Annotated in this window: 18 protein-coding genes and 1 pseudogene; 11 read left to right on the top strand and 8 right to left on the bottom strand. The window is 72.8% G+C overall.

The window, feature by feature from the left end; translation table 11 throughout:
• Nucleotides 1-62 precede the first annotated feature (62 nt).
• From LZF96_RS24260 to folB, 4 genes are all read right to left on the bottom strand, one after another.
• Entirely contained in the window at nt 63-1,193 is a 1,131-nt protein-coding gene (locus LZF96_RS24260; RefSeq protein WP_233876624.1) for a hypothetical protein, read from the bottom strand.
• Between the two features lie 206 nt (nt 1,194-1,399).
• Entirely contained in the window at nt 1,400-1,900 is a 501-nt protein-coding gene (locus LZF96_RS24255; protein WP_233876622.1) for a DUF3180 domain-containing protein, read from the bottom strand.
• 78 nt (nt 1,901-1,978) lie between these two features.
• Nucleotides 1,979-2,587 (bottom strand): 2-amino-4-hydroxy-6-hydroxymethyldihydropteridine diphosphokinase, encoded by a 609-nt coding sequence (gene folK / locus LZF96_RS24250; protein ID WP_233876620.1) that lies wholly within the window; start codon nt 2,585-2,587, stop codon nt 1,979-1,981.
• A complete protein-coding gene (gene folB, locus LZF96_RS24245) occupies nt 2,584-2,943 on the bottom strand; it encodes a dihydroneopterin aldolase (RefSeq protein ID WP_233876618.1) in 360 nt (119 codons plus the stop codon). Before folB ends, folK begins: the two co-directional genes overlap by 4 nt.
• Before the next feature lie 759 nt (nt 2,944-3,702).
• On the opposite strand from folB, the gene folP reads away from it, so the two are divergent.
• The 9 genes from folP (at nt 3,703) to LZF96_RS24200 (ending at nt 12,069) form a co-directional block, all read left to right on the top strand.
• Entirely contained in the window at nt 3,703-4,554 is an 852-nt protein-coding gene (gene folP / locus LZF96_RS24240) for a dihydropteroate synthase (RefSeq protein ID WP_233876664.1), read from the top strand.
• Entirely contained in the window at nt 4,551-5,063 is a 513-nt protein-coding gene (locus tag LZF96_RS24235; RefSeq protein WP_233876616.1) for a nuclear transport factor 2 family protein, read from the top strand. Before folP ends, LZF96_RS24235 begins: the two co-directional genes overlap by 4 nt.
• A gap of 346 nt (nt 5,064-5,409) precedes the next feature.
• A complete protein-coding gene (locus LZF96_RS24230) occupies nt 5,410-6,114 on the top strand; it encodes a hypothetical protein (RefSeq protein WP_233876614.1) in 705 nt (234 codons plus the stop codon).
• The gene (locus LZF96_RS24225; RefSeq protein ID WP_233876612.1) at nt 6,111-6,407 is read left to right on the top strand and encodes a hypothetical protein; all 297 of its coding nucleotides are present in this window, start codon (nt 6,111-6,113) and stop codon (nt 6,405-6,407) included. Before LZF96_RS24230 ends, LZF96_RS24225 begins: the two co-directional genes overlap by 4 nt.
• Nucleotide 6,408: 1 nt before the next feature.
• Nucleotides 6,409-7,749, top strand: coding sequence for a putative T7SS-secreted protein (locus LZF96_RS24220; protein ID WP_233876610.1), 1,341 nt, complete (start codon nt 6,409-6,411; stop codon nt 7,747-7,749).
• Between the two features lie 57 nt (nt 7,750-7,806).
• Nucleotides 7,807-9,165, top strand: a complete 1,359-nt coding sequence (locus tag LZF96_RS24215; RefSeq protein ID WP_233876607.1) for a hypothetical protein — start codon at nt 7,807-7,809, stop codon at nt 9,163-9,165.
• Entirely contained in the window at nt 9,158-9,781 is a 624-nt protein-coding gene (locus tag LZF96_RS24210) for a hypothetical protein (protein WP_233876605.1), read from the top strand. Before LZF96_RS24215 ends, LZF96_RS24210 begins: the two co-directional genes overlap by 8 nt.
• 1,221 nt (nt 9,782-11,002) lie before the next feature.
• Complete coding sequence (locus LZF96_RS24205; RefSeq protein WP_233876603.1) at nt 11,003-11,611, top strand: hypothetical protein; 609 nt, start codon at nt 11,003-11,005, stop codon at nt 11,609-11,611.
• Nucleotides 11,612-11,712: 101 nt separating this feature from the next.
• On the top strand, nt 11,713-12,069 hold the full coding sequence (locus tag LZF96_RS24200) for a hypothetical protein (protein WP_233876601.1): 357 nt from the start codon (nt 11,713-11,715) through the stop codon (nt 12,067-12,069).
• Nucleotides 12,070-12,469: 400 nt separating this feature from the next.
• Here LZF96_RS24200 and bioB read toward each other — a convergent pair whose 3' ends face one another.
• From bioB to LZF96_RS24185, 3 genes are all read right to left on the bottom strand, one after another.
• On the bottom strand, nt 12,470-13,603 hold the full coding sequence (bioB, locus tag LZF96_RS24195) for a biotin synthase BioB (protein WP_233876599.1): 1,134 nt from the start codon (nt 13,601-13,603) through the stop codon (nt 12,470-12,472).
• 527 nt (nt 13,604-14,130) lie between these two features.
• Nucleotides 14,131-15,720, bottom strand: coding sequence for a PH domain-containing protein (locus LZF96_RS24190; protein WP_308294278.1), 1,590 nt, complete (start codon nt 15,718-15,720; stop codon nt 14,131-14,133).
• 38 nt (nt 15,721-15,758) lie between these two features.
• The gene (locus LZF96_RS24185) at nt 15,759-16,154 is read right to left on the bottom strand and encodes a PH domain-containing protein (protein ID WP_233876659.1); all 396 of its coding nucleotides are present in this window, start codon (nt 16,152-16,154) and stop codon (nt 15,759-15,761) included.
• 609 nt (nt 16,155-16,763) lie between these two features.
• On the opposite strand from LZF96_RS24185, the gene LZF96_RS24180 reads away from it, so the two are divergent.
• Nucleotides 16,764-17,948, top strand: coding sequence for an NADH-quinone oxidoreductase subunit D (locus tag LZF96_RS24180; protein WP_233876597.1), 1,185 nt, complete (start codon nt 16,764-16,766; stop codon nt 17,946-17,948).
• Between the two features lie 61 nt (nt 17,949-18,009).
• Here the strand turns inward: LZF96_RS24180 and LZF96_RS24175 are convergent, their stop codons facing one another.
• The gene (locus LZF96_RS24175; protein WP_374203324.1) at nt 18,010-19,158 is read right to left on the bottom strand and encodes an SAM-dependent methyltransferase; all 1,149 of its coding nucleotides are present in this window, start codon (nt 19,156-19,158) and stop codon (nt 18,010-18,012) included.
• Nucleotides 19,159-19,461: 303 nt separating this feature from the next.
• On the opposite strand from LZF96_RS24175, the pseudogene LZF96_RS24170 reads away from it, so the two are divergent.
• A pseudogene (locus LZF96_RS24170) lies at nt 19,462-20,751 on the top strand (sensor histidine kinase); the annotation flags it as partial.
• Nucleotides 20,752-21,334: the final 583 nt, after the last annotated feature.

Raw genomic sequence — 21,334 nt, 5'->3', positions numbered from 1 at the left:
CCGGCGGTACCGGGACGGGTCGGCGCGGGGCCGTGCTGTGCCGTGTGGGAGCGGTGCGGGGGTCAGGCGGTCGTCGGGCCGGGGTTCCGTGTCGGATCGGCGGCCGGGGTGTCCACGGGGTCGGTCACCGGTTCCTCCGCGACGGTGGTCACGCTCTCCCCGCCCTCCCCGGTGTTCCCACCGGGTCGGTCCTCCCCGCCGGACTCGGCCGGCTTCTCCGCGTCGGCTTTCGTCGCCTCCGCTTCCCCTCCCGTTCCCCCGGACTCGTTCGCGGGGGTCTCAACGCCGGCCCCCGGAGCCGACGGCGCGGTGTCCGTGCCGGCCAGCGCGGCGTGATCCGCCGGGTCGACGGGCGAGGCGGACGGCGCGGAGGTGGGCGCCCCGGGAATCCGGCGCGGCCTGCCGGTGGCGCCGAAGAAGTCGAATCCGCCGGGTCGGCTCCCGCCCCGGGAACGCCCGCGCGCGGGACCGGCCGCCCCGCCGATCTTCTCCGCCCCACCGGGCTTCTCCGCGCCGCCGACCTTGCCGGCACCGTCGGGTTTCTCCGCGCCCTCGGGCTTTCCGGTGTCGTCGGCCCCGCCGTGCCGGACGGGTGCCGCCGCAACCGTTCGCGGGGCCAGGGAGTTCAGGGCGGACAGCGCCCGGTGGTACAGCTCGGGGCCCGGCTCCCCGGCCCCCGACGCGGTCTCCTCGGCGGCGGGGTCGGCCGTGGCCCCGGCTCGTTCCTCCAGGGCGGGCGTGGGACGCGCCGCCTCCAGCGCCAGCCGGCGCCGCCCCTCCAACGCGTGCGCGCGGTCGTTCTCGGCCCGGGCGTAGCGGCGCAGCAGAGCGGCATGCTCACCGCGCAGGCGTCCGAGCTCGGTGCGCTTGGCCCGGACCTTCTCCTCCAGGGAGGCCACCAGCTCCTGCGCCTCCTCCAACTCCGCCTGGCGCTCGTCCATCCGCCAGGACAGCGCCGCCGTGGCCGCGCGCTCCTTGGCGACCCGCCGGCCCGCCTCCGAGTCCCACACGCGCAGCAGGAACGCGCCTGTCACCGCGGCCAGGGCGGCCAGCACGACGAGCAGTCGCAGCAGCCAGGTGGGGGCGCCCCCCGCGAACAGGGCCGTTGCGGCGCACAGCACCGCGAAGCCGCCCACACCGGCGGGAACCGCCACCCGGTGCAGCGACGCGTGTCGATGACGTCCACGTGCCATGGCCGAAACCTACCGTGACACCCCGCACAGGGGGAGGGCGTTCGGGGACTGTTCCCCGCCGGTTACCCGGCGGGCGGGGGGCCACACATCCCCCGGTTCCCACACCACCCATCCGTCGGGCAGCCACGCGCCGAGGGCCCCGCGACCGCCCCGCCACCCGCCCCGCCCCCGGACGCCGCCCCGTCGACGGGGGACCGGCCGAAGGGTCACAGCGGGGAGCCGAGCGGCCCCCCGTCGCCGTCCTGCCCCGTCTCGTCCCCTCGCAGCCGGCAGACCCGCTGCAGGAACAGGGCCGCCGCGCACACCGCCACCGCCGCCGCCACCGTCAAACCCGCGTACAGGGCCTGCTCCCGCCGGGCCGGCACATCCATGCGCTCCAGCAGCAGGAAGACCCCCACCCCGCCGTACAGGCCACCGATCAGGGCCGAGACCAGCGCGGCGGCCTGACCCAGCATCACCGAACGGGCGGCGCCCAACGGGTCCACCGGCCGGGCCCCCGGCCGCAGCTCCCGGCGGGCCCGCAACCGGGAGCGCAGCGACAGCGCCACCGCGAACAGGAGTCCCGCGAGCATCGCGAAGACCACCGGCGCCGACCACGGCACGGCGGGCAGCGTGCCGCGGGCGTCCCACAACCCCGATCCGGCCCACGCGAGCCCCGTCGCCGCGACGAAGATCAGCACCAACACGCCCACCCGCAGTTGGTTCACCGCAGCCTCACCGTCACCCGCATCCGTCGTGCCGTCGTCATGGTCGTCCCGCGCCCCTGCCCGGGTGGGGGCACGCCCTCACCTCGGCAGCACCAACTCCAAGTCCTCCCGCCGGGTCACGACCTGATCGTCGACCGACGGCAGCAGCCCGGTCAGCGCCCCGTGCCCCGGCACCTCGCCCTCGGGCTCGATGTCGTGCCACGGCACCAGAACGAAGGCACGCTCATGCGCACGCGGATGCGGCAGCGTCAACACCGGATCGTCGGAGACCACGCCCTGGTAGGCGATGATGTCCACGTCGATGGGGCGCGGACCCCACCGTTCGTCGCGGATGCGCTCGAACGCTTCCTCGATGGCGTGCGCCCGCTCCAACAGCGACGACGGGGGCAGGGTGGTGCGCAGCAGCACCACCGCGTTGAAGTAGGTCTGCTGGGTGCCCGGCTCGACGCCCCACGGCTCGGTCTCGTATACCGGGGAGACCGCCTTGACGCGGAGCCCGGGGGTGTCCTCCAGGGCGTCGATCGCGCCCTGCAGGGTCTCCAGCCGATTGCCCAGGTTGCTGCCCAGGGAGATCACGGCACGTTGCGGGTTGTGGAGGGTGGAGTCCGCCGCGTCCACCCGGCTCACCACGGAACGCGGTACCGGCTGCACGGTCGGGTCGGGAAACGCGCCACTGTCGGGTGTCATGCTCGGCTCCGCTTGATGGTGATGGTCACGTCGTCGAAGGGCACGGGGATGGGGGCCTGCGGCTTGTGGACGGTCACCTCGACCTCCCGCACCGCTCCGTGTTCCAGGCACCGCGCCGCGATCCGCTCGGCCAGGGTCTCGATGAGGGCACAGGGCTCGCCGGAGACGAGCTCCACGACCTCCTGCGCCACGACCCCGTAGTGCACGGTGCGTTCCAGGTCGTCCGCGGCGGCCGCCGGGCGGATGTCGGTGCCCAGCACGACGTCCACCACGAAGGTCTGCCCCAGGCTCCGCTCCTCCGGGAGAGCGCCGTGGAACCCCCGGGCACGCAACCCGCGCAGGGCGATACGGTCCACGCTTGCCTCACTCCCTCCGGCCGGACACGGTCCCGGGACGCGACGAGGCGGCCGGTTTTCACGGGCGGGTCCGGCATGTTGTGCGTGGCAATCTACCGGGGGGCCGTGACACCCCCGGAACGGGCCCACCCCGGCCCGGCCCTTCGCCCGGTGCCGGCCCATACCCGGGTGCGGCGTCGTTCATGCGTGGAGGGAGGCCGGGAACCCGAACGGGTGCCCGGCGGCCCACCGGCGGCTTGCATACGGTGTCGCCCCTGTCGGTCGGTCCGCGACGATTCCTGTCGGCCGCCGACCGTCCGCGCGTCGTCCCCGACACGGTGTGCGGTGTGTGGCGCGTTTCCCATCCGCTGATCCCGCTGATCCCGCTGATCCCGCTGATCCCGCTGATCCCGCCGCCCGCGCCGACCCACCCCGGTCCCGACCCACCCCGCGCCCATCCCGGCGAGAACGACTCCCCGCCGCCCGGCGCACCGTCGGGTGACCTTCGCGCGCACGGGCGACCGGGGTACGGATCATCGGTCCCGGTCGGCCCGGCGACCCCGCGGCAGCCCCGCACCGATCCCGTTCCCCGGACGGGTTCCCGGGGGCGGACGGGCCCGCACCGATCGACAGCATCGGGAAGGCGGGACCCCGACCTCATCGCGCGGCACCCTCTACCCTTTCCCCATGGACTCCTCCGCGCCCGCATCCGCCGCCGCCCCGGCCCCGGGACCGCGCGGTCGGATTCCCGGCCTGTCCCTCCCCGACCGCTGCGCCGTGATGGGCGTGGTCAACGTGACCCCCGACTCCTTCTCGGACGGGGGACGCTGGTTCGACCCGGAGATCGCCGTCAAGCGCGGCCTGGACCTCGTGGCGCAGGGCGCCGATCTGGTGGACGTGGGTGGGGAGTCCACCCGTCCCGGTGCCCGCCGGGTGGACGAGGCCGAGGAGTTGCGCCGGGTCGTGCCCGTGGTGCGGGAACTGGCCGCCGAGGGTGTGGTCGTCAGCGTCGACACCATGCGCGCCTCCGTGGCGCGACGGGCGGTGGAGGCCGGCGCCCGGTTGGTCAACGACGTCAGTGGCGGCCGTGCGGACGACGCGATGGTGCCGTTCGTCGCGGAGGCCCGGGTCCCCTTCGTGGTCATGCACTGGCGGGGGCGGAGCCTCGACATGAACGATCGCGCCGACTACGCCGACCCCGTCGCCGAGGTGATCGTCGAACTCCGCGAGAGCCTGCGCCGTGCCGTCGCGGGTGGCATCGACCCCGAACGCCTGGTGGTCGACCCCGGCCTCGGCTTCGCCAAGCGCGCCGAGCACGACCTGGCGCTCATCGCGGCCCTGGGGCGGCTGCGCGCCGAGCTGCCGCACCCGGTGCTGGTCGCGGCCTCCCGGAAACGGTTCCTGGGACGGATTCTGGCCGGTCCGGACGGTGATCCGCCGCCGGCCCGGGAACGGGACGCGGCCACCGTCGCCGTGACGGCCCTGGCCGCCCGCGCCGGGGCGTGGGCGGTGCGGGTGCACGAGGTGCGGGCCAGTGCCGACGCCGTGCGCGTGGCACGCGCACTGGAGGGGTACGCGGAGTTCCCGGACCGCACCGGTTCGACGGACCGCGAGGGAGGTGAGCCGACGTGAGCAGCGGTGCCCGTACCGACATCGAGGCCGTGCAGGCCGCCAACACCGCCCTCTACGACGCGATCGAGCGCGGTGACCTGGAAGCCATGGCCGAGAGCTGGATGGACGACCGGGTCAGCGTCGTGCACCCCGGTTGGCCGGTGCTCAACGGCCGGGCGGAGGTGCTGCGTTCCTACGCACTGATCATGGCCGGTACCGAGTACATCCAGTTCATCCTCACCGATGTGGAGGTGTCCGTCTCCGGCGACACGGCCCTGGTCACCTGCACCGAGAACATCCTCAGCGGCGGCCCGCGCGAGGAGGACGGTTCCACCGGTCCGCTGGTCGGCGGGGTGGTGGCGGCCACCAACGTGTTCCGCCGCACGCACGACGGGGTGTGGAAGGTGTGGGCGCACCACTCCTCGCCCATCATCGTGGACGAGGAGGACGACGACGAGGAGAACGTCGGCCCCGACGGGCCGATCGAACCCCCCGGCCCCGACGACCCTCTGCCCCCGCCCCCCGTCTGAGCCGGTCCCGACCCGGGGCCCGTTCCAGCCCGGCTCCGTTGCGGAGCCGCACCGAGGCCCGAACGGTTCCCGAAGCCCGAGGAGTCACCGAAAGTGACTGCTCGGGGGGAGAACGCACCCGCCGCGCCCCATCCGATGGGTCCCCGCCCCGAGCGGCACGCCGTCTCCCTCTCCCCCCTGACCTGCCCGGCCGTCATGGGAGACCCACCGGGAGGCACTGTCGGTGGCGGAAGGTAACGTACCGGAATCGTGGGGGAGCGCCACGACCGGCGACCCCCTCCCGGACGTCCCGGGACGCCCGGGTTCCGCTGCCCGTCACGGGCCGTGCGCCACACAGGGGGAAACCATGACATCCGCCCACCCCACAGGTGGAGCCGCCGACACCGGTGGCGGTACCGGTGTCATCGACCCGGACCGACCGGGGGAGGGACCGCCGCCCGTCGGCTACCGACTCATCACCCCCGCCGAGTGGTACCGCATCCCGCTCGAACCGGAGGAGCGCCGTGAACGGTCGGTGCGCGCCCTGGTCGATCGAACCCACCCCCGCCGCGACGAAGCGGCCGGCCCCCGACGCGAACTCCGCGATCTGCTGGACCATCTGACGTCCCGTGCCGCCGCCGGTGGCAGCCTGGAACTCCACCTCTCCACCCAGACCCTCCTCGGCGTCCCCCTCCCGGTCAGCCTGCTCGTCACCGTGGAGAGTCCGGAGCCCGGTGACTCGCTCGCGATCCCCGCCGAACTGCTCGCGCACGGTTTGCGGCGGCGTCACCCGGAGGCCGAGGTCACCGTCGTCCCCCTGCCCGCCGGCGAAGCGGTGCGGGTGCGGCGGGAGGAGAAGCCCCGGGATGCCGAGGACCTCGGCTACCCGGCCGACCGCACCACGGTCGTCCTCACGCATTACCTCGCAGTCCCCGACACCGGCGCCCACCTGCTGCTCACCTTCAGCACACCGTTGGTGGAACTGGCCGATCCACTGCTGGAGATGTGCGACGCCATCGCCGGGTCCCTGATCTGGCAGCGCGAGAGCGACGGAGAGGCCGGGGGACGATGAGCGACGAACACGACCTGAAGCTCTCCCTGACCGACCTGCGGAACCTCTCCAGGATGCTCGGCATCGTGGCCGACGATTTCGAGGACTCCGAGGACCTGGCCGCCGAACAGGGTGAGCACGTCGGCCACGGAGGACTGGCCGAGGCCCTGGAGGAGTTCGCGACCAACTGGTCGAACCGCCGGGAGGACATGGTGGAGGAGATCCGGATGGCCGCCCAACTGGCGGAGGCGGCGGAGGAGTGCTTCGGAGGTCTCGACGTGGCCCTTCGGGACGCCGTGCAGGGGGAGTGCTGAGGTGACGACGGCGACGGCCACGCAGGCGCGACCGCGCGACTGGGCCCCGCTCACGGACGACGGCCGCGACCCGATTCCCGGTGACTGGGAGGAGGTCAAGGCCACCATGGAGTCCCTGCGCGCCACCGCCCGGATGATCAAGCGGTGCCGCGACCTCCTCACCACGGTGGAGGAGGACTCCGAGAGCTGGAAGGGGGAGGCCGGCACCGCCTTCCGCGAGCACACCACCGGGTTGGGCGACCGGGTGCACAAAGCCCATGGCCGGTACGAGGTGGCCGCCGAGGCGCTCGACGACTACTGGCCCGTGCTCCGGGACGCCCAGGAGGAGAGCCTGGAACTGCGGAAGGCCGCCATCGAGGCGCAGGACCAGGCCACGGAGTACGCGGCGAAGGCGGAGGCGGCGGAGGACCCCGACGCGGACTTCCACGACCGGTACGACGAGTTCACGGAGACCGCCGCCGACGCCCGGCAGCGGATTTCCTCACTCAGAGGCCGTCTCGCCGACCTCGTCCGGGAACGGAACGCCGCCGCCGGCGAGGCCGCCGAGGCCATCCGCGACTTCATCGGCGGAGACGACGTCCGCAACCGCTTCTGGGACGGCAAATGGGAAGCAATCCAGGACATCTTGGGTAAAGTCGGCGAATGGGCGGGATTTATCGGGGCCATTGCCGGTATCGCTGCCTTGTTCTTGGGATGGGTCCCGATTTTGGGTCAAGTTCTTGGTGCCATCGCTTTGATCGGCACCGCGATTTCCATGTTGGGGAATCTGGTGAACGGGAACTGGGCGGGGGCGGCTCTTGACCTATTGGGTATCCTCACGGTGGGCATCGGAAGAGCAGCGGGAACGATGGTGAAGGCCGCAGGGGCGGGCGCCAAAGTAAGGGTCTTCAGTCAAGTTCGACTGACTCGTAACATTGGGAATCGTGCGACCAGGAAGAAAAAAGCCCAGGAGGTCCTTGGTGATACGCACAGCAGTCTCAAAAAGCAGGCTGTCGAACTCGATGACCCGATGAGTATTTCAGGATTCTTGAAAAAATCCGTTTCGGGGATCGGCAAAGAAGTCACGGATGTCTGGAAGAACCCTCACGTGAAGTCCCCCTTCGGGGACTTCAGGGCCCTGGCCGGGCCGAGTTTTTCCAGTCCGCATCTGGTGGTTAACAGTCTTCAGGTGCTCAAGGGGAACTTTGACGCGGCCGCAGACTTGGCGAAAATCAGGTACGCCGCCGATCTCACGGGAAGAAAAGACAGTCTGTTGACTCTTGCCAACTATCGCCAAATCGGCACCGAGTTTGGGCTGGGGGGAGGTATTGCAGTCAATACTATCCATGCTTTCGAATTCTAATGCCCTTGATTTTGTGATGATTGTGGAGGTGGCTGGGTGGTGGAATGTTTCCCTCGGTTGAATTCCGAGGAGGGTGATTTTCGGGAGTGGAGAGGAAGGAGGAAGTCTTTCATTGAGTACGACGGTGAAAGCCTGATAATCTCCACTGGCTCCGAGAGGCGTGTTCTCCCGGTGGGAGAGGGAGGGATTTCGTCCGCAGTGCACGTGGTCGGCGGAGTGGGGGAAGTTGCGGGTAAAGCAGGCCATTTCAGCCCTCCTTCAGGCTACCTTTCCACTGGCTGCATTCACTTGTGTGACGAAGAGGGGGCGGGGGTTTGTTGTCTTCCGGTGATGTCGTGGGATCCGGCCGGCAGAAGAAAGGCAAAGCTCGAGAAAGGCGGGATTTTTATTCTCTGGACTTCAGTGTCCGACATCGAGAAGTTGCTTGAGGAGGCGTCGCTGGTAAACTTTCTACGGCATGCGGGAATACATGTCCACTCCAGGAACGAAGAGCCACCCAGGAGTAAGAAATGGATAGGTGTCTGTAGGCCGAGACCCTCTAAGGCAAAGAGGATTTCCGCTCTCCTCTTCCCCATTCTTCTCATCCCTTTCGTGACTTTGGTCGCGCTCGTTATGAAACTTTTCGGGCTCTCTTCGGGGGAAGGGGGTGGCGTGGGGGTGGATTCGATAATCCACTGGGCGATTTTCCTTTCTTTTGTCCTGCCTTTCATTTTCCTTGCTCTCGACTGGGTGGCAAACGCGGAAAGGAAGGGCCGGGGTCCCTCGCTCGTTCCTTCTCCGGGGGTCCCTGTGAGTAGGGCTTTCAAGCAAAGGTCTTTTCTCTGTGTCGACTCGACGGGGAACCTGGTACTCCGGGACGCTGAAAACAGAAAAAGGAGAATGAGGCCGCCGTCGGACTCGTTCACTGGGGTCACGGAATTTTGGGTACTGAAGTATCACGGTAAGCCATGGCATGTTCTTCTGGTGGACCGCAATGGCGCCATCCAGGCAGAACTCCCCTGGGGCTCGTGGTTCTCGGGTGATCCGGCTCTGATTGGCTTGAGAAAGTTTGCGGACGAATTGGGTGCCACTATCTCGACGAAGGAGTGCAAGCCTCTTCCGGGGCAGGAGAAAGATGAGATCGCCGGGAAAAGATCTGTTTCATATTGGCTCTCCGGATCCTCTCATGCTTCCCCTGTCAATTTTATGATCCCGGTCATCTGGTTCTTCCTGTATGTGATTTTTCCGCCTACGGGCACCCACTATCAGTGGCTTGCCTTCATGGGGGTTGCCGTGGCGCTTTCTATTGTTCTTCTGCGGAGTGTTCATCAACTTCTTTGGCTGCGGGGCATGGTGAAGGTGCCGCCGGTGTCGGAGGTGGAGTACCGGTGGGAGCGAGAACAGAAGGAGCGGGAGTCGGGGGTCGGCAATGGGTGAATCCGAGTGGGAGGGTGGTTTCGACCTCCCCGACGACACGTGGGTGCTGCTGAGCGTCCGCGATGACGAGGCCCCCGCCCGGGCGGCCCGGGAGGTGGCCGAACGGGAAGGGGAGAGCGCCTCCCTGTACGCCGAGGCGCTGCTTCCCGAACTGGAGTCACTGCACGCCGCCGGACGCCGGCAGGGCGCCGCGCCCTTCGCGGCGTGGGTGCCGGAGGTGCCGAGACAGGCCGACCCGCTCATCCCCCTTGTCGCTTACATGGTGCGACAGGAGAGCCCCGAGGCGGGCCGCACGGTGGAGGCCGTGGCGGCGGTCTGCCGTGAGTCCCATCCGGCCCGCCTCGGCGAGGTCGAGATCCGCGAGGTGGATTTGCCGTTGGGCCCTGCCTGCCGGGTCCGGGAGATCAACCTCGCCGCCGAGACGGACGACGGGCGGTACACGGTCGCCGAACACGTCACCTTCTACGTCCTCGCCGAGCCCTGGCCGGAGGGCATCCTCCAGTTCAGCGTCACCTGGACCATCCCCGGACTCGGGGATGCCTTCGCCGAGGAGGCCGACGCCATGGCCCACACCCTGTGGATGACCCGGCGGAGTACTGACGCGATGGCCCTATGAGTCGGTCACCCGCTCCTGTGCACGAGGATGAAGATGTCGAGGACGAAGTGGGGGAGGTCGCACCCGCCTCGCGGCGTTCCGAACCGGATTCGCCTCGTCTCTTCGTGCTCTCCTGCGTGACGCTCATGGCCGCCTTCCTCGCCGCCATCGGATACATCCTGGTCTCCGGTTCCCCGAGAGGAGTCTTCACGCCCGAACGGGAGACGGGGTTGTGGATCATGATGGTCGGTGTTGTGGCGGTCATGACGTTGGTGATGGGCAGGGCCTTCTTCCTGGCCGCTCTCGGATGGTGCGCTCTGCGTTCGCGCGAAGCAGGGCGGGGCGGGCACCCGGGGGCCGTACTCCGACCCGCCTCCGGGCTTCCGATCAGTCGTGCCTTTCGACGCCGTGCCCGGGTGGTGTGGGACGGGAAGGACGTGTGGCAGCAGACACGGCGGCCTTGGTCCGACGCCGGGCGTGGGGCCTGCGGATCCGGTGTTCGGGGTACGGCGGGCGCTCGTCCTGCGCCAATACGGAAGGCCTCGGGGCGTCGCCCTGGTGGACGGACGTGATGCCGTCCTGGTCTTCATGTAGTGGGACACCTGGTTCGCGGGGGATCCCGGCCTGAAGGGGTTGCGTGACTTCTGCGTTGCGCTCGGGGTGCCACTCGAGAACGTGAGGCGTTCCGTCTTCCCCGAGCGGAAAACCAACGCACCGATCCCGATACTCGTCGTAGACGCTCGGCAGAGTACATCGGGCCCGCCCCCGACCACGCCGGCGGCCTCCGGGTTGCGGCGATCGATCGACCACACGCCCTGGCGTTCCTGGCGGCTCCACTGGTCTTCGCCCTGCAAGGGGTCGTCGGTTTCGCCACCATGCTCCACGTCACGGTGATAACGGTCGTGTCGGCGGTGGTTGCCGGGACGATCGGCGTGAACGGGACGTTGCGATACATCCGGTGGGCGGAACGGGGAAGGGACGGGAACCGAGCTGATGGGCGCGGCGCTCTCTCCGACGCCATGTGCGGTTGGCGACGGTCTTCCCGAGGTCAATTCGGGCCGGGGCCGTTTCACGGGGAACGCCGCGAACCCGCCCACCGTGGTTGGCCGGTGACGAACCCGCAGGTCCGGCGTCATACCCGGGATTCCTGTCCACCCCTTCGCACATACATCGGGATGAAATGTGTGCCGAAGCCCCGGAACGGGGCAGGCGAGGGGCGGGGGAAGGCGAAGGGATGACGACATGACCGATTGGACGGCCGGCTTCGAGCTGCCGGACGAGCAGTGGGTGTTCCTCGACGCGCACGCCGTGGACGGGCCGGAGACCGCCGCCCGCCGGGTGGCGGAGAGGGGCGGCGAATTGGACCCCGCCTACGCGGCCTCGGTCCTGCCCGAACTGCGGATGCTGTGCGAGCAGGCGGTGCAGTTGGGTGCCGCGCCCGTGGCGGCCCTGGTGCCGATGGTGCCGCGAGTGACCCGTCCGCTCGTCCCGGCGACCGCCCGGGTGGTGCCCCAACTGCCGCCGGAGGCCGGGCGGACCACGGCGGCGATCGCCGAGGTCGTGGGCGCGCGGCAGCCCTATCATTACCTTCCGCCGGAGGTGACGGAGGTGGCGCTGCCGATGGGTCCCGGTTGTCGGACCTACGAGGTGGTGCTGGAGGGCGAAGGCGTGGACGGGCGGCCGGCGCTGCGCGAGAGTGTCCGCTGGTTCGCGTTGCCGGACAACTACCCGGACGGCGTCCTCGAGTTCACCGTCACCTGGCCGGGTGAGGCCGCCGGGCCGGAGATGCTGGAGATCGCCGCGAGCATGGTGGCGACGCTCGCTCTCCGTCCCGCCGGGGCCCTGGCCTGATCGACCGCTCCCGGTCACCGGCCGCCGGGAGAAGGAACCGGTCGGGAACCGTCCGCGCGGCGGCCCGGCCGATGGAGCCGAAGAGGCCGGAGAGGAATCGCATGACCACGGGCCCGGAGACGGTGCAATTCGACGAGACGCAGATCGGCCGGGGTCTCAAGCCGGTGGCCCAGCACGGCCGCGTCGTCGTCGCCAACGGTGTGGTGGAGCTGTACGGGGACGCGGGTGAGCCGGTGGACCGGGCGCCGGCCGCCGAGGTGGTGGCCAAGCCGATGGCCGTGACCTTCGGTCAGAACCTCTCGCTGACGATGAACGGCACCCGCTGGAACGTCTCGCCCGGCTGGGGCCGGCACGTGGGACGGCCCTCGGCGATGTGGGCGATGCTCGGGATCCGTCGGCAGGTGAAGGCGCTGCACGCGGCCATCGAGGCGCAGGCGGGCCGCACGCCCGCCGGCTGATCGACGGGTCCGCCGCCCGTGCCGGGCTGCCGCGAGGGAACGCGCGGGACGGCGGGGAGGGGGCTCCGGGCGTGCCCGGAGCCCCCGAACCACTTGGTCGCCGGGAACCTCGGCACCGGACCACCAGGGGTTTTCGCCCCCGTCCGACCGCCGGGGATTCCGGCCCCCGGCCGTACGCGACCGATCGACCCCGGGGCCTGCCACCTACCCGACCGCCGGGCCGCCGGTCACCGGGAGAGGAACGCCCCGGGGCCCCGGGGCCCCGGGGCCACGGCGGCCACGGCGGCCACCGTTCCGGGGCACCCGCCCCGGCCGGCGAGCGGAACGCGACCGACCTGCCGGGCCCGGTGGCCGAAACCGGGAACCGGGCCCCGGCCCGGTCCCCGGTTTCGGCCGGAGGTCAGGCGTTGGGCGCCACGTCGGTGCCTGCGCCCCGTCGCCGCACCGCCACCAGCTCCGGACGCCCCTCGGTCCGGTGCCCCGGCAGGGTCTCGGTCCCGGCGCCCTCCACCTCGAACCCGGCGTCCGCGATCATCTCCAGATCCGCCTTCCCGGCCTGGCCCTCGCTGGTGAGGTAGTCGCCGAGGAAGATGGAGTTGGCCACGTGCAGGGCCAGCGGCTGGAGGCCCCGCAGGTGCACCTCGCGCCCGCCGGCCAGCCGCACCTCCGCGTCCGGGCACACGAAGCGCACCATCGCCAGGATGCGCAGCGCCCGCAGCGGCGTCAGCTCCCACCGTTCGGCCAGCGGCGTGCCCTCGAACGGGATGAGGAAGTTCACCGGCACGGAGTCCGGGTCCAGGGCCCGCAGCTCCAGGGCGACGTCCACCAGGTCCGCGTCGCTCTCGCCCATGCCCGCGATCAGACCGGAGCAGGCGGACAGCCCGGCGCCCCGGGCCATGCCCACGGTCTCCTTGCGGTCCTCGTAGCCGTGGGTGGTGCAGATCTCCCCGTACATCTCCTCCGAGGTGTTCAGGTTGTGGTTGTAGGCGTCGGCGCCGGCCTCGCGCAGCCGTTCGGCCTGGCCGGTGGAGAGCAGGCCGAGGCAGGCGCATACCTCGACCTCCGGGTGCTGCTCCTTGATGGCCTCGACGGTGCCGGATACGCGATCGATGTCCCGGTCGGTGGGGCCGCGTCCACTGGCCACCAGGCAGACCCGCTTGGCGCCGCCCGTCACCCCGGCGCCCGCGGCCCGGGCGGCCTCCTCGGGTTTGAGCCAGGTGTACTTGAGGATCTCCGCCTTGGAGCCGAGCCGTTGGGAGCAGTAGCCGCAGTCCTCGGGACACAGGCCGGACTTGAGGTTCACCAGGTAGTTGAGCTTGACCCGCCGGCCGAACCACTGGCGCCGCACCCGGCCTGCCGCCGCGACCAGGTCGAGGGTGTCCGCGTCGTCGATCGCGAGGACGGCCAACGCCTCCTCGCGGGTCGCCGACTCGCCCCGGCGGCCCTTGGCCACCAGGGTCTCCAGCAGGGCGTGCGGGTCGGTGGACACGGGGGTGGCGGCACCGTCGGTGGGCGCGGGGTTCTCCGGATGCATGGGAACGATCCTGTCCCGGGGCGGGCACCCGGCGGAAGACCACCCGGGGGTGATCCCCGCGACCCGTTCGGCGACGACGGCGCCGTGCGTCGTGGGGAGCGCCGTGCGACGGGCGGTCGTGCCCGTCGCACGAGGACGGGCACCGGCCGTCGGAGGACCGGGGCCGGTCCGGCGGGTACGGGCGTCCGGGGGTCGCGCCGGTGGACCACCGGACGCGGCCGGTGCCCCGAAGCGGGGCGGGCCGGGTCACGGATCCGGCGGGTACGACCCCGACCGCCCCGCTTCGGCCGGTCTCCGCCCGACGTCCGGGGCCGGCGGGACCGACGCCCGGGCGGCCGCTCGTCGCCGTATCGGGCCGTACCGGGCCGTACCGGCACAATCGGGAACATGCTCGGGCCGGTGGTCGGTGGCCGGGGACCGGCCCGACCCGGGCCCGCGGTGGGAATTCGGCCGACGCCCGGGCGGCCTCCGGGCCGCCCGGGCGGCCTCCGGCGGGTGGGGGCTCGCCGGGGATCGCTGTCCGACGCTCAGGTCAGCCAGCGCTCCGGGCGGGCGGCGCGCCGCCCCAGCCGGGACCGGTCCGCCTGCGCGCCCAACTCGGTCATGGCCCGTTCGGCGTCCTGCAACCGCGCGACGACGCTGCCGTTGGCGCCGTGCTCCACGTGGATGTCGGTGAGCCGCAGGCGGTGCGTCCACGGCCCCTGCGTGATCCGCGCGCTCTGCACCTTGGCGTGCGGCACCAGCGTGTGGGTCCGGCTCAGCCGGCCCCGCCGGGCGACGAAGACGGTGTCGGTCACGCCGTGGCCGTAGCCCTTGTGCCAGACCGGCACGGCCCACCGGGCGCGCGCGGGGGACGGCCGCACCGAGGCGATCGCGGCATCGATGTCGACCTCCGGGAGGATGCGGCCGATCAGCGCCGCGCACATCGGACGATCGGCCACCGGCACCAACAGCCCGGCCTCGTGGCCGCCGCCGGCGACCTCCAACTCCACCCGGGCCCAGCCGCGCCGCCGCCACAACAGGGGCTCCACGATGCGCACCGACTGCACCCGGCCCGGCGGCACGGTGGCGTGGTCGCGCTGGAGCAGGCCGTGGTCCAGCCGCAGGCCGTCGGCGGACTCGGCGACGGTCCAGCCGTATTGGGTGAGGAAACCGCCGACGGTGCTGCGCCAAATGGTCGCCAGGATCGGCACGGCGACCGCGATGGTGATGAAGATGCTGGCCGTGCCCCACCACATGAGGGGGATGAGGAGGGCGAGTGGCAACACCAGGCCCCAGCCGGTGCCGAGCAGGGCGAGCGCCGTGGCGAGGGTGCGGCCGTCCACCCGGTACAGCTCGGTGGCGGGTGCCTCGCCGGCCTCCGGGGCGGCGTCGGGTGAGATCCCGGCGGCGCGGGCCAGGAGTTCGGCGCGCAGCTTGCGGGCCTCGGCCTCGCCGAGGAAGGCCAGTTCGTCGTTGTCACCGGAGCCGACGACATCCATCTTCAGCTTCGCCACGCCCAGCGCGCGGGCCAGCAGGGGACGGGTCACGTCGATGGACTGGATGCGGTCCAGCCGCAGGTGGGCGCTGCGCCGGAAGAGCAGGCCGGTGCGGATGCGCAGTTCGGTGTCGGTGACCAGGTAACGGGTGACCCGCCACGACAGCCAGCCGTAGAGGGCGGCCAGCGCCAGCACGGTGGCCAGGATGACCAGGACCCAGGTCACGCCGAGTTCGGCGGCCGCGCGCATCCGTTCGGGGTCCTGGACGAGGAGGGCGCCCAGGCCGGCCAGCGGGGCCCAGGCGCGTCGCCAGGGGGTGACGGGGTGCAGGCGTTTGCCCAGGCCTGCCGGGATGCCGCCGGGTTCGGCGGTCCGCGCCTCGACCTCGGCGGCGGAGGCGAGGGGAAGCTCGGGGCCGGGGGCGACCGCTGGGGCGGGGTCGGCCCCCACCGCGCTGTCGGCGTCGGCGTGGGCGTCGGCGTGGGCGTCGGTGGGGCCGGCGGTCGCGGTCGGTTCGCCCTCGCCGGCACGGTCGCTTCCCGGTGCCGCCCCGTTCTCCCGGGCCGGGCCGGTGCCGCCCGGCGGGGTTCCCGGCGCGGCGTCGGACGCGGGGCGTGGGGGGGTGTCGGGGTGCGGCACGGCCTCGTGGTCCCCGCTCCCGGGCGGCCGGTCGGCGCTCACAGTCCGGCCGACCGGGCTTCGCCCAGCTCGGTGAGCCGGTCCCGCAGCCGCTCGGCCTCCGCCGGGTCCAGGCCCGGGATGGTGGCGTCCGTCGCGGCGGCGGCGGTGTGCAACTGCAGCCGGGCGAGCCCGAACTTGCGATCCAGCGGTCCGGAGGTGACCTCCACCAGCTGCATCCGGCCGTAGGGCACGACGGTCAGCCGGCGCCACAGCACGCCCCGCCCGATCAGCAGGTCGTCCTGACGTTCGCGGTAACGCCAGGAACGGAAGTGTCGGCCGAGCACCCACCACAGCCAGCCGGTGAGGGCGAGCGGGGCGAGGGCGAACGTCGACCAGACGGGTGCGCCGAGGGCGGCGGGCAGTACGGCGGCGAGCAGGACGAACGGCGCCATCCAGACGACGAGCAGCAGCCGCCACACGGTCAGCAGGCCGGGGCGGACGCGGCGCCACTCGCCGGTGTCCAGCGGCTCGGGCTCGCCGAGGGGAGGGGGAGCCGGCGCGGGCGGGGTATCGGCCGGCGGGGTGTCGGCCGGCGGGGTGTCGGCCGCCGGGGCCGGCGGGGCGGCCGGGGTCTTCGGGATGCGGTGCGCGGCGTCGTGAACGGTGTCGGTGCCGGGGGCGGCGGCGGTCTCCGCCGGAGTCACGGGGGAGGCGGGCGTCTCGCTCCCCGGTTCGACGGCGCCGGCGGCCCGGGTCCGGGCGCCCCCCGGCACGGATTCCACCGGTGTGTCCGGTTCTCCCGGCGCGTCCGGTCCCTCCCGTCCGGAATCGGGGCGCGGCTCCTCCGGCGCGGGGCGTCGGCCGGGAGGGGCGAAGACCTCGAACACCTCGTCCCGGTCGCCGGACTCGCGGCGTCCGCGTCCGTCGCCCGCGCCGTTTCGGTCCTCCGGGTCGCCCCCGTGTCCCGGGCGCCCTGCCGTTGGGTTCATACCGCAGAAGCTTAGGCGCGCACTCCCCGTTGGCGCGTATCGGTTGTCCCGGCGAGCTGCCAGACTGGGCGCATGGAGGACTCGACGGCCCCCGACGGGGGCACGGGCACGGCCGGGACCGCGACGGTGGTGGGGGTCGGAGGCGCGGCCGAGGCCACCGACATGGTGTTGAACATCGGTCCGCAGCACCCCTCGACCCACGGTGTGCTGCGGCTGCGGCTGGTGTTGGACGGTGAGCGGATCTCCCGGGCGGAGCCGATCGTCGGCTACATGCACCGGGGGGCGGAGAAGCTCTTCGAGGCCCGTGACTACCGACAGATCATCGTGCTGGCGAACCGTCACGACTGGCTCTCCGCCTTCTCCAACGAGCTGGGCGTGGTCATGGCCGTGGAGCGGATGCTCGGCATGGAGGTGCCCGAGCGGGCGGTGTGGCTGCGCACCCTGCTCGCCGAGCTGAACCGCGCGCTCAACCACCTGATGTTCCTCGGCTCCTACCCGCTGGAGTTGGGCGGCATCACGCCCATGTTCTACGCCTTCACCGAGCGGGAGGACCTCCAGGCGGTGTTGGAGGAGGTCTCCGGTGGTCGCGTCCACTACATGTTCAACCGGGTGGGCGGGCTGAAGGAGGACCTGCCGGCCGGGTGGCCGGGCCGGACCCGGGCGGCCGTCGCGGGGGTGCGCGAGCGGCTGGGGCGGTTCGACGACCTGGTGCTCGGCAACGAGATCTTCCGCGCCCGCACCCGGGGCGTCGGGGTCCTCTCCCCGGAGGCGGTGCACGCCTACGGTGTCTCCGGCCCGATCGCCCGCGCCTCCGGTGTCGACTTCGACCTGCGCCGCGACGAGCCCTACCTGGCCTACGGGGAACTGGCGGATACCCTGCGGGTGGTCACCCGGTCCGAGGGCGACTGCCTGGCCCGCTTCGAGGTGTTGCTGGAACAGACCCGCAACGCCCTGGAGTTGGCCGACGTCTGCCTGGACCGCCTCGCCGACCTGCCGCCCGGACCGGTGAACCAGCGGCTGCCCAAGGTGCTCAAGGCCCCGGAGGGCGAGACCTACGCCTGGACGGAGAACCCGCTGGGTCTGAACGGCTACTACCTGGTGTCCAAGGGGGAGAAGACGCCCTACCGGCTCAAGCTGCGCTCGGCGTCGTTCAACAACATCCAGGCGTTGGAGCACCTGCTGCCGGGCACCCTGGTGGCCGACATGGTGGCGATCCTCGGATCGTTCTTCTTCGTGGTCGGGGACATCGACAAGTAGCCCGTCGTCCCGCCGCCCCCGGCACCCCGGCGGCCTCCCCCTCCCGGCCTCCCCGCCCGGTTCAGCCCGCCAGGGGGTCCGTGATGCCCACCGGGTGGAGCAGCCAGCCGAAGCCGCCCAGCCCGGCCGGATCGGTCAGTTCGGCCGCCTCCCCGGCGCGCACCAGGCCCCGCAGGTAGCCCGCCGGGTCCCGGGCAGCCGCCTCCAGCGGCGGGCGCCGCCCGGAGACGCCCAGTCGGCGCAGGGCGGTGCTCTGGTCGAGCAGGATCCCGGCCGCCGCGTCCGGGGGGCCGCCGGCCGCCGCCCGGGCCGGGGCGCCCGCCGCGACCCCCGCCGCCGCGCAGGCGTCGAGAGCGACGTGCGCGGTCAGGTCGGCGGACCCGTCGGGCACCGGGGGGACCGACCGGCCGTCCCGGTGGCCGGTGAGGGTGCCCGGCGCCGGGCGGGTGTCACGGGTGTGGGCGTAGTCCACGGCCACCGCCAGGCCGCGCCGCAGCCGGCCGACGGCCTCCGCCCAGGCGGCGTCCCGGGGACCGCCCGGTTCGGCGCGGTCACCGGCCGCGCAGCCGATCGCCCCGTCGGTCACCTCACCGTTCGTGCCGCGTGCCACCTCCCCGGCGGGGTGACCGGGGCCGGGCAGTGGCCACCAGCGCCGCAGCCACGCCGCGTCGGTCCCGTCCACCGGCGGCCCCGGGTGTTCCCGGCCGGCCCGGTCCACCAGCAGCAGACGGGGTGGGCCGGGTGGGTCGGCCACGACCACGTCCACCGGGACGTTGTCCAGCCACTCGTTGGCGAACAGCAGGCCGGTCACGGACTCCGGCGGGTCGGCCGACCATCCGATCCGGGCGTCGAGCCCGGCGGGGCGCGCGGCGCGTTCCACCACCCGGGCGCGCACCCGGCGCGCGACGGATTCCGGCAGCGCGGCCAGCACGCCGGTGACCAGTTCCCCGCGTCCGCCGCCGATGTCCACCAGGTCCAGCGGATCGGGGGAACCCAGGGCACGGTCCACCCGCAGCAGCAGCTCGGCGACGGCCTCCGCGAAGAGCGGGGAGGCGTGCACGGAGGTGCGGAAGTGCGCGGCGGGTGCCTCGCGGAGGAAGAAGCCGTCGGGCCCGTACAGGGCACGCGCCATCGCCTCCCGCCACCGCACGGGCCGCTCCACCCCGTCGGTGCCCGCCTCCGGGCCACTGCTCGCGGCGTCATCAATCACGGAAGGTGACGATTCGGGAACTCCCCGCTCGGCGTCCCGATCCCCGCCCCCGCGCCTGCCGGCCGTCGTCGGGCGCCCGGGAGCGGAAGCCGGCGGGCGGCCCGGACCCGCGGAATCGTCGTGAAGGGAAGCCGGGAGGTCGTCGGGGGCGCGATCGGCGGGACACACCGGGTCACCGTACGGCTCCCCGCTCCGGTGTTCCCGCGGGGGTCGGTCGGATCCACCCTGAGGAGTAGCCCGGCGAAGCGGGGATCGCCCCTCCGGTTGACCCGGTGCGTCCATCGGATGCCTACGCTGGGTGACGTGAACCGGATGTACGACTTTCTGCGCCGACACCCGCTGTGGGCGGACGGCTTCTGGGGGTTCGTGCTGCTGGTGCCGGGCCTGCTGTGGACGCTGGAGAGCCCGGCGGAATACGTGGGGCCGCCCGCCGTCGCGGTGGGTGTCACGCTCGCGATGGGCACCGTGGTGATCCTGCGGCGGGTGGTGCCCACCGTCGTGCTGGGCCTGGCCGTGGTGACCGGGGCCGTCCAGGTGGTGGCCGACGTGCCGCCGATGCCGGCGAACTTCGCCCTGCTCGTGATCATCTTCACCGTCGCCGGCAGTCCCCACCGGCGGGCCTCGGCGGTGGCCCTCGCGGCGGCGGTGCTGGCCCCGGCGATCGCCATGGCACGGTGGTGGGCGAGACCCGAGGTGTCGGTGGTGGCCATCGCCTTCGAACTGCTCCTCCTCACGGTCTGCTTCCTGCTCGCCTGGGTGTTGGGCGACTCGCTGCGCACCCGCCGCGCCTACTACGCGGAACTGGAGCAGCGCGCCGTCCGACTCGAACGGGAGCGCGCGGCGCGCGAGCGGGTCGCGGTGGCGGCCGAACGCGCCCGTATCGCGCGGGAACTGCACGACGTGGTCGCCCACAACGTCTCGGTGATGGTGGTGCAGGCGGACGGCGCGGCCTATGCCCTGGACGTCGCCCCCGAACAGGCCAGGGACGCCCTGCGCACGATCTCGGGCACCGGCCGGCAGGCCCTCGGGGAGATGCGCCGGCTGATCGGGGTGTTGGGAGAGGGCGCGGGTGACCGCGGGGAGCTCCTGCCGCAGCCGGGCGTGGAGCAGGTCGCCGACCTCGTCCAGCAGGTGCGGGACGCGGGCCTGCCGGTGGACTTCCGGATCGAGGGCACCCCCCGCCCGCTGCCCGGTGGAGTGGAACTGACCGCCTACCGCATCGTGCAGGAGGCGCTGACCAACACCCGCAAGCACGCCGGCCCCACGCCGGGGGCCCTGGTGCGACTGCGGTACACCGGCGGCGAACTGCGGGTCCTGGTCGAGGACGACGGGCGCGGACCGGCCGGCACCGATCCGGCCCCCGCCGGGGCCCCGCGCCCGGGACCGGCCAGGCCCTCCGCCGGACGGGTGGGACCGACCGGTCGATCCGGGGCCGCCGCGCGCCGGGGCCCGGACCCCGAACCCGGACCGCCGGGCTCCGGTCTGATCGGGATGCGGGAGCGGGTGGGCATGGTCGGCGGCACGCTGGAGGCCGGCCCCCGCCCCGGTGGCGGCTACCGGATCAGCGCCGTGCTGCCGCTCCCCGACGGAGGTGCGCGGGAGCGGGCGTCCGCCGGTGATCCCGGCGGGGGCGACACGTCCGGGGGGCCGGCGGGAAAGCCCACCGACGACGGCCCGTCCGCCGGGAACCCTCCCGCGGACACCCCGCGCCCCGGCGGCCGGTGCGCCGCCGACCGGCGTCCGGGGACGTCCTCGGACGCGGTCGCGCGTACCGGGGACCCGCCCCTCGCCGGCCCCGCGCGCGCCGGGGGGCCGGCCGCCGGGACGGGCGCCCCGGGCGCCGGTGGGTCGGTTCCCCCGGTCGCCACCGCCGGCGAGCCGTCCACCCCGACCGCCGGTGGTGGGTCGTCCACCCCGACCGCCGGTGGTGGGTCGTCCACCCCGTCTCCCGCCCCGTCTCCCGCGGGTGAGCCGGGCCACCCGCCCGTCGCCGGACCTTCCACCGTCACGGATGAGCCGTCCGCCCCGGCCGTCGCCGACTCCGGCGGGGGGCCCACCGCCGTCACCCCCGCCGGCGAGCCGGCCCGGGTCCCCGGCCCGTGCCGGCCGGCCCCCCCCCCGAGTCGGCCCGACCGCGCCCCCCCCCCCGCCGGTACACCCCCCCGCCCCCGGCGGC

The sequence above is a fragment of the Streptomyces sp. ST2-7A genome, from assembly GCF_021390475.1.
In the GTDB taxonomy this organism is placed as follows: Bacteria; Actinomycetota; Actinomycetes; order Streptomycetales; family Streptomycetaceae; genus Streptomyces.
The sequence above is the reverse complement of the archived record's forward strand: the minus strand, read 5'-3'. Positions and strand labels throughout refer to the sequence as shown.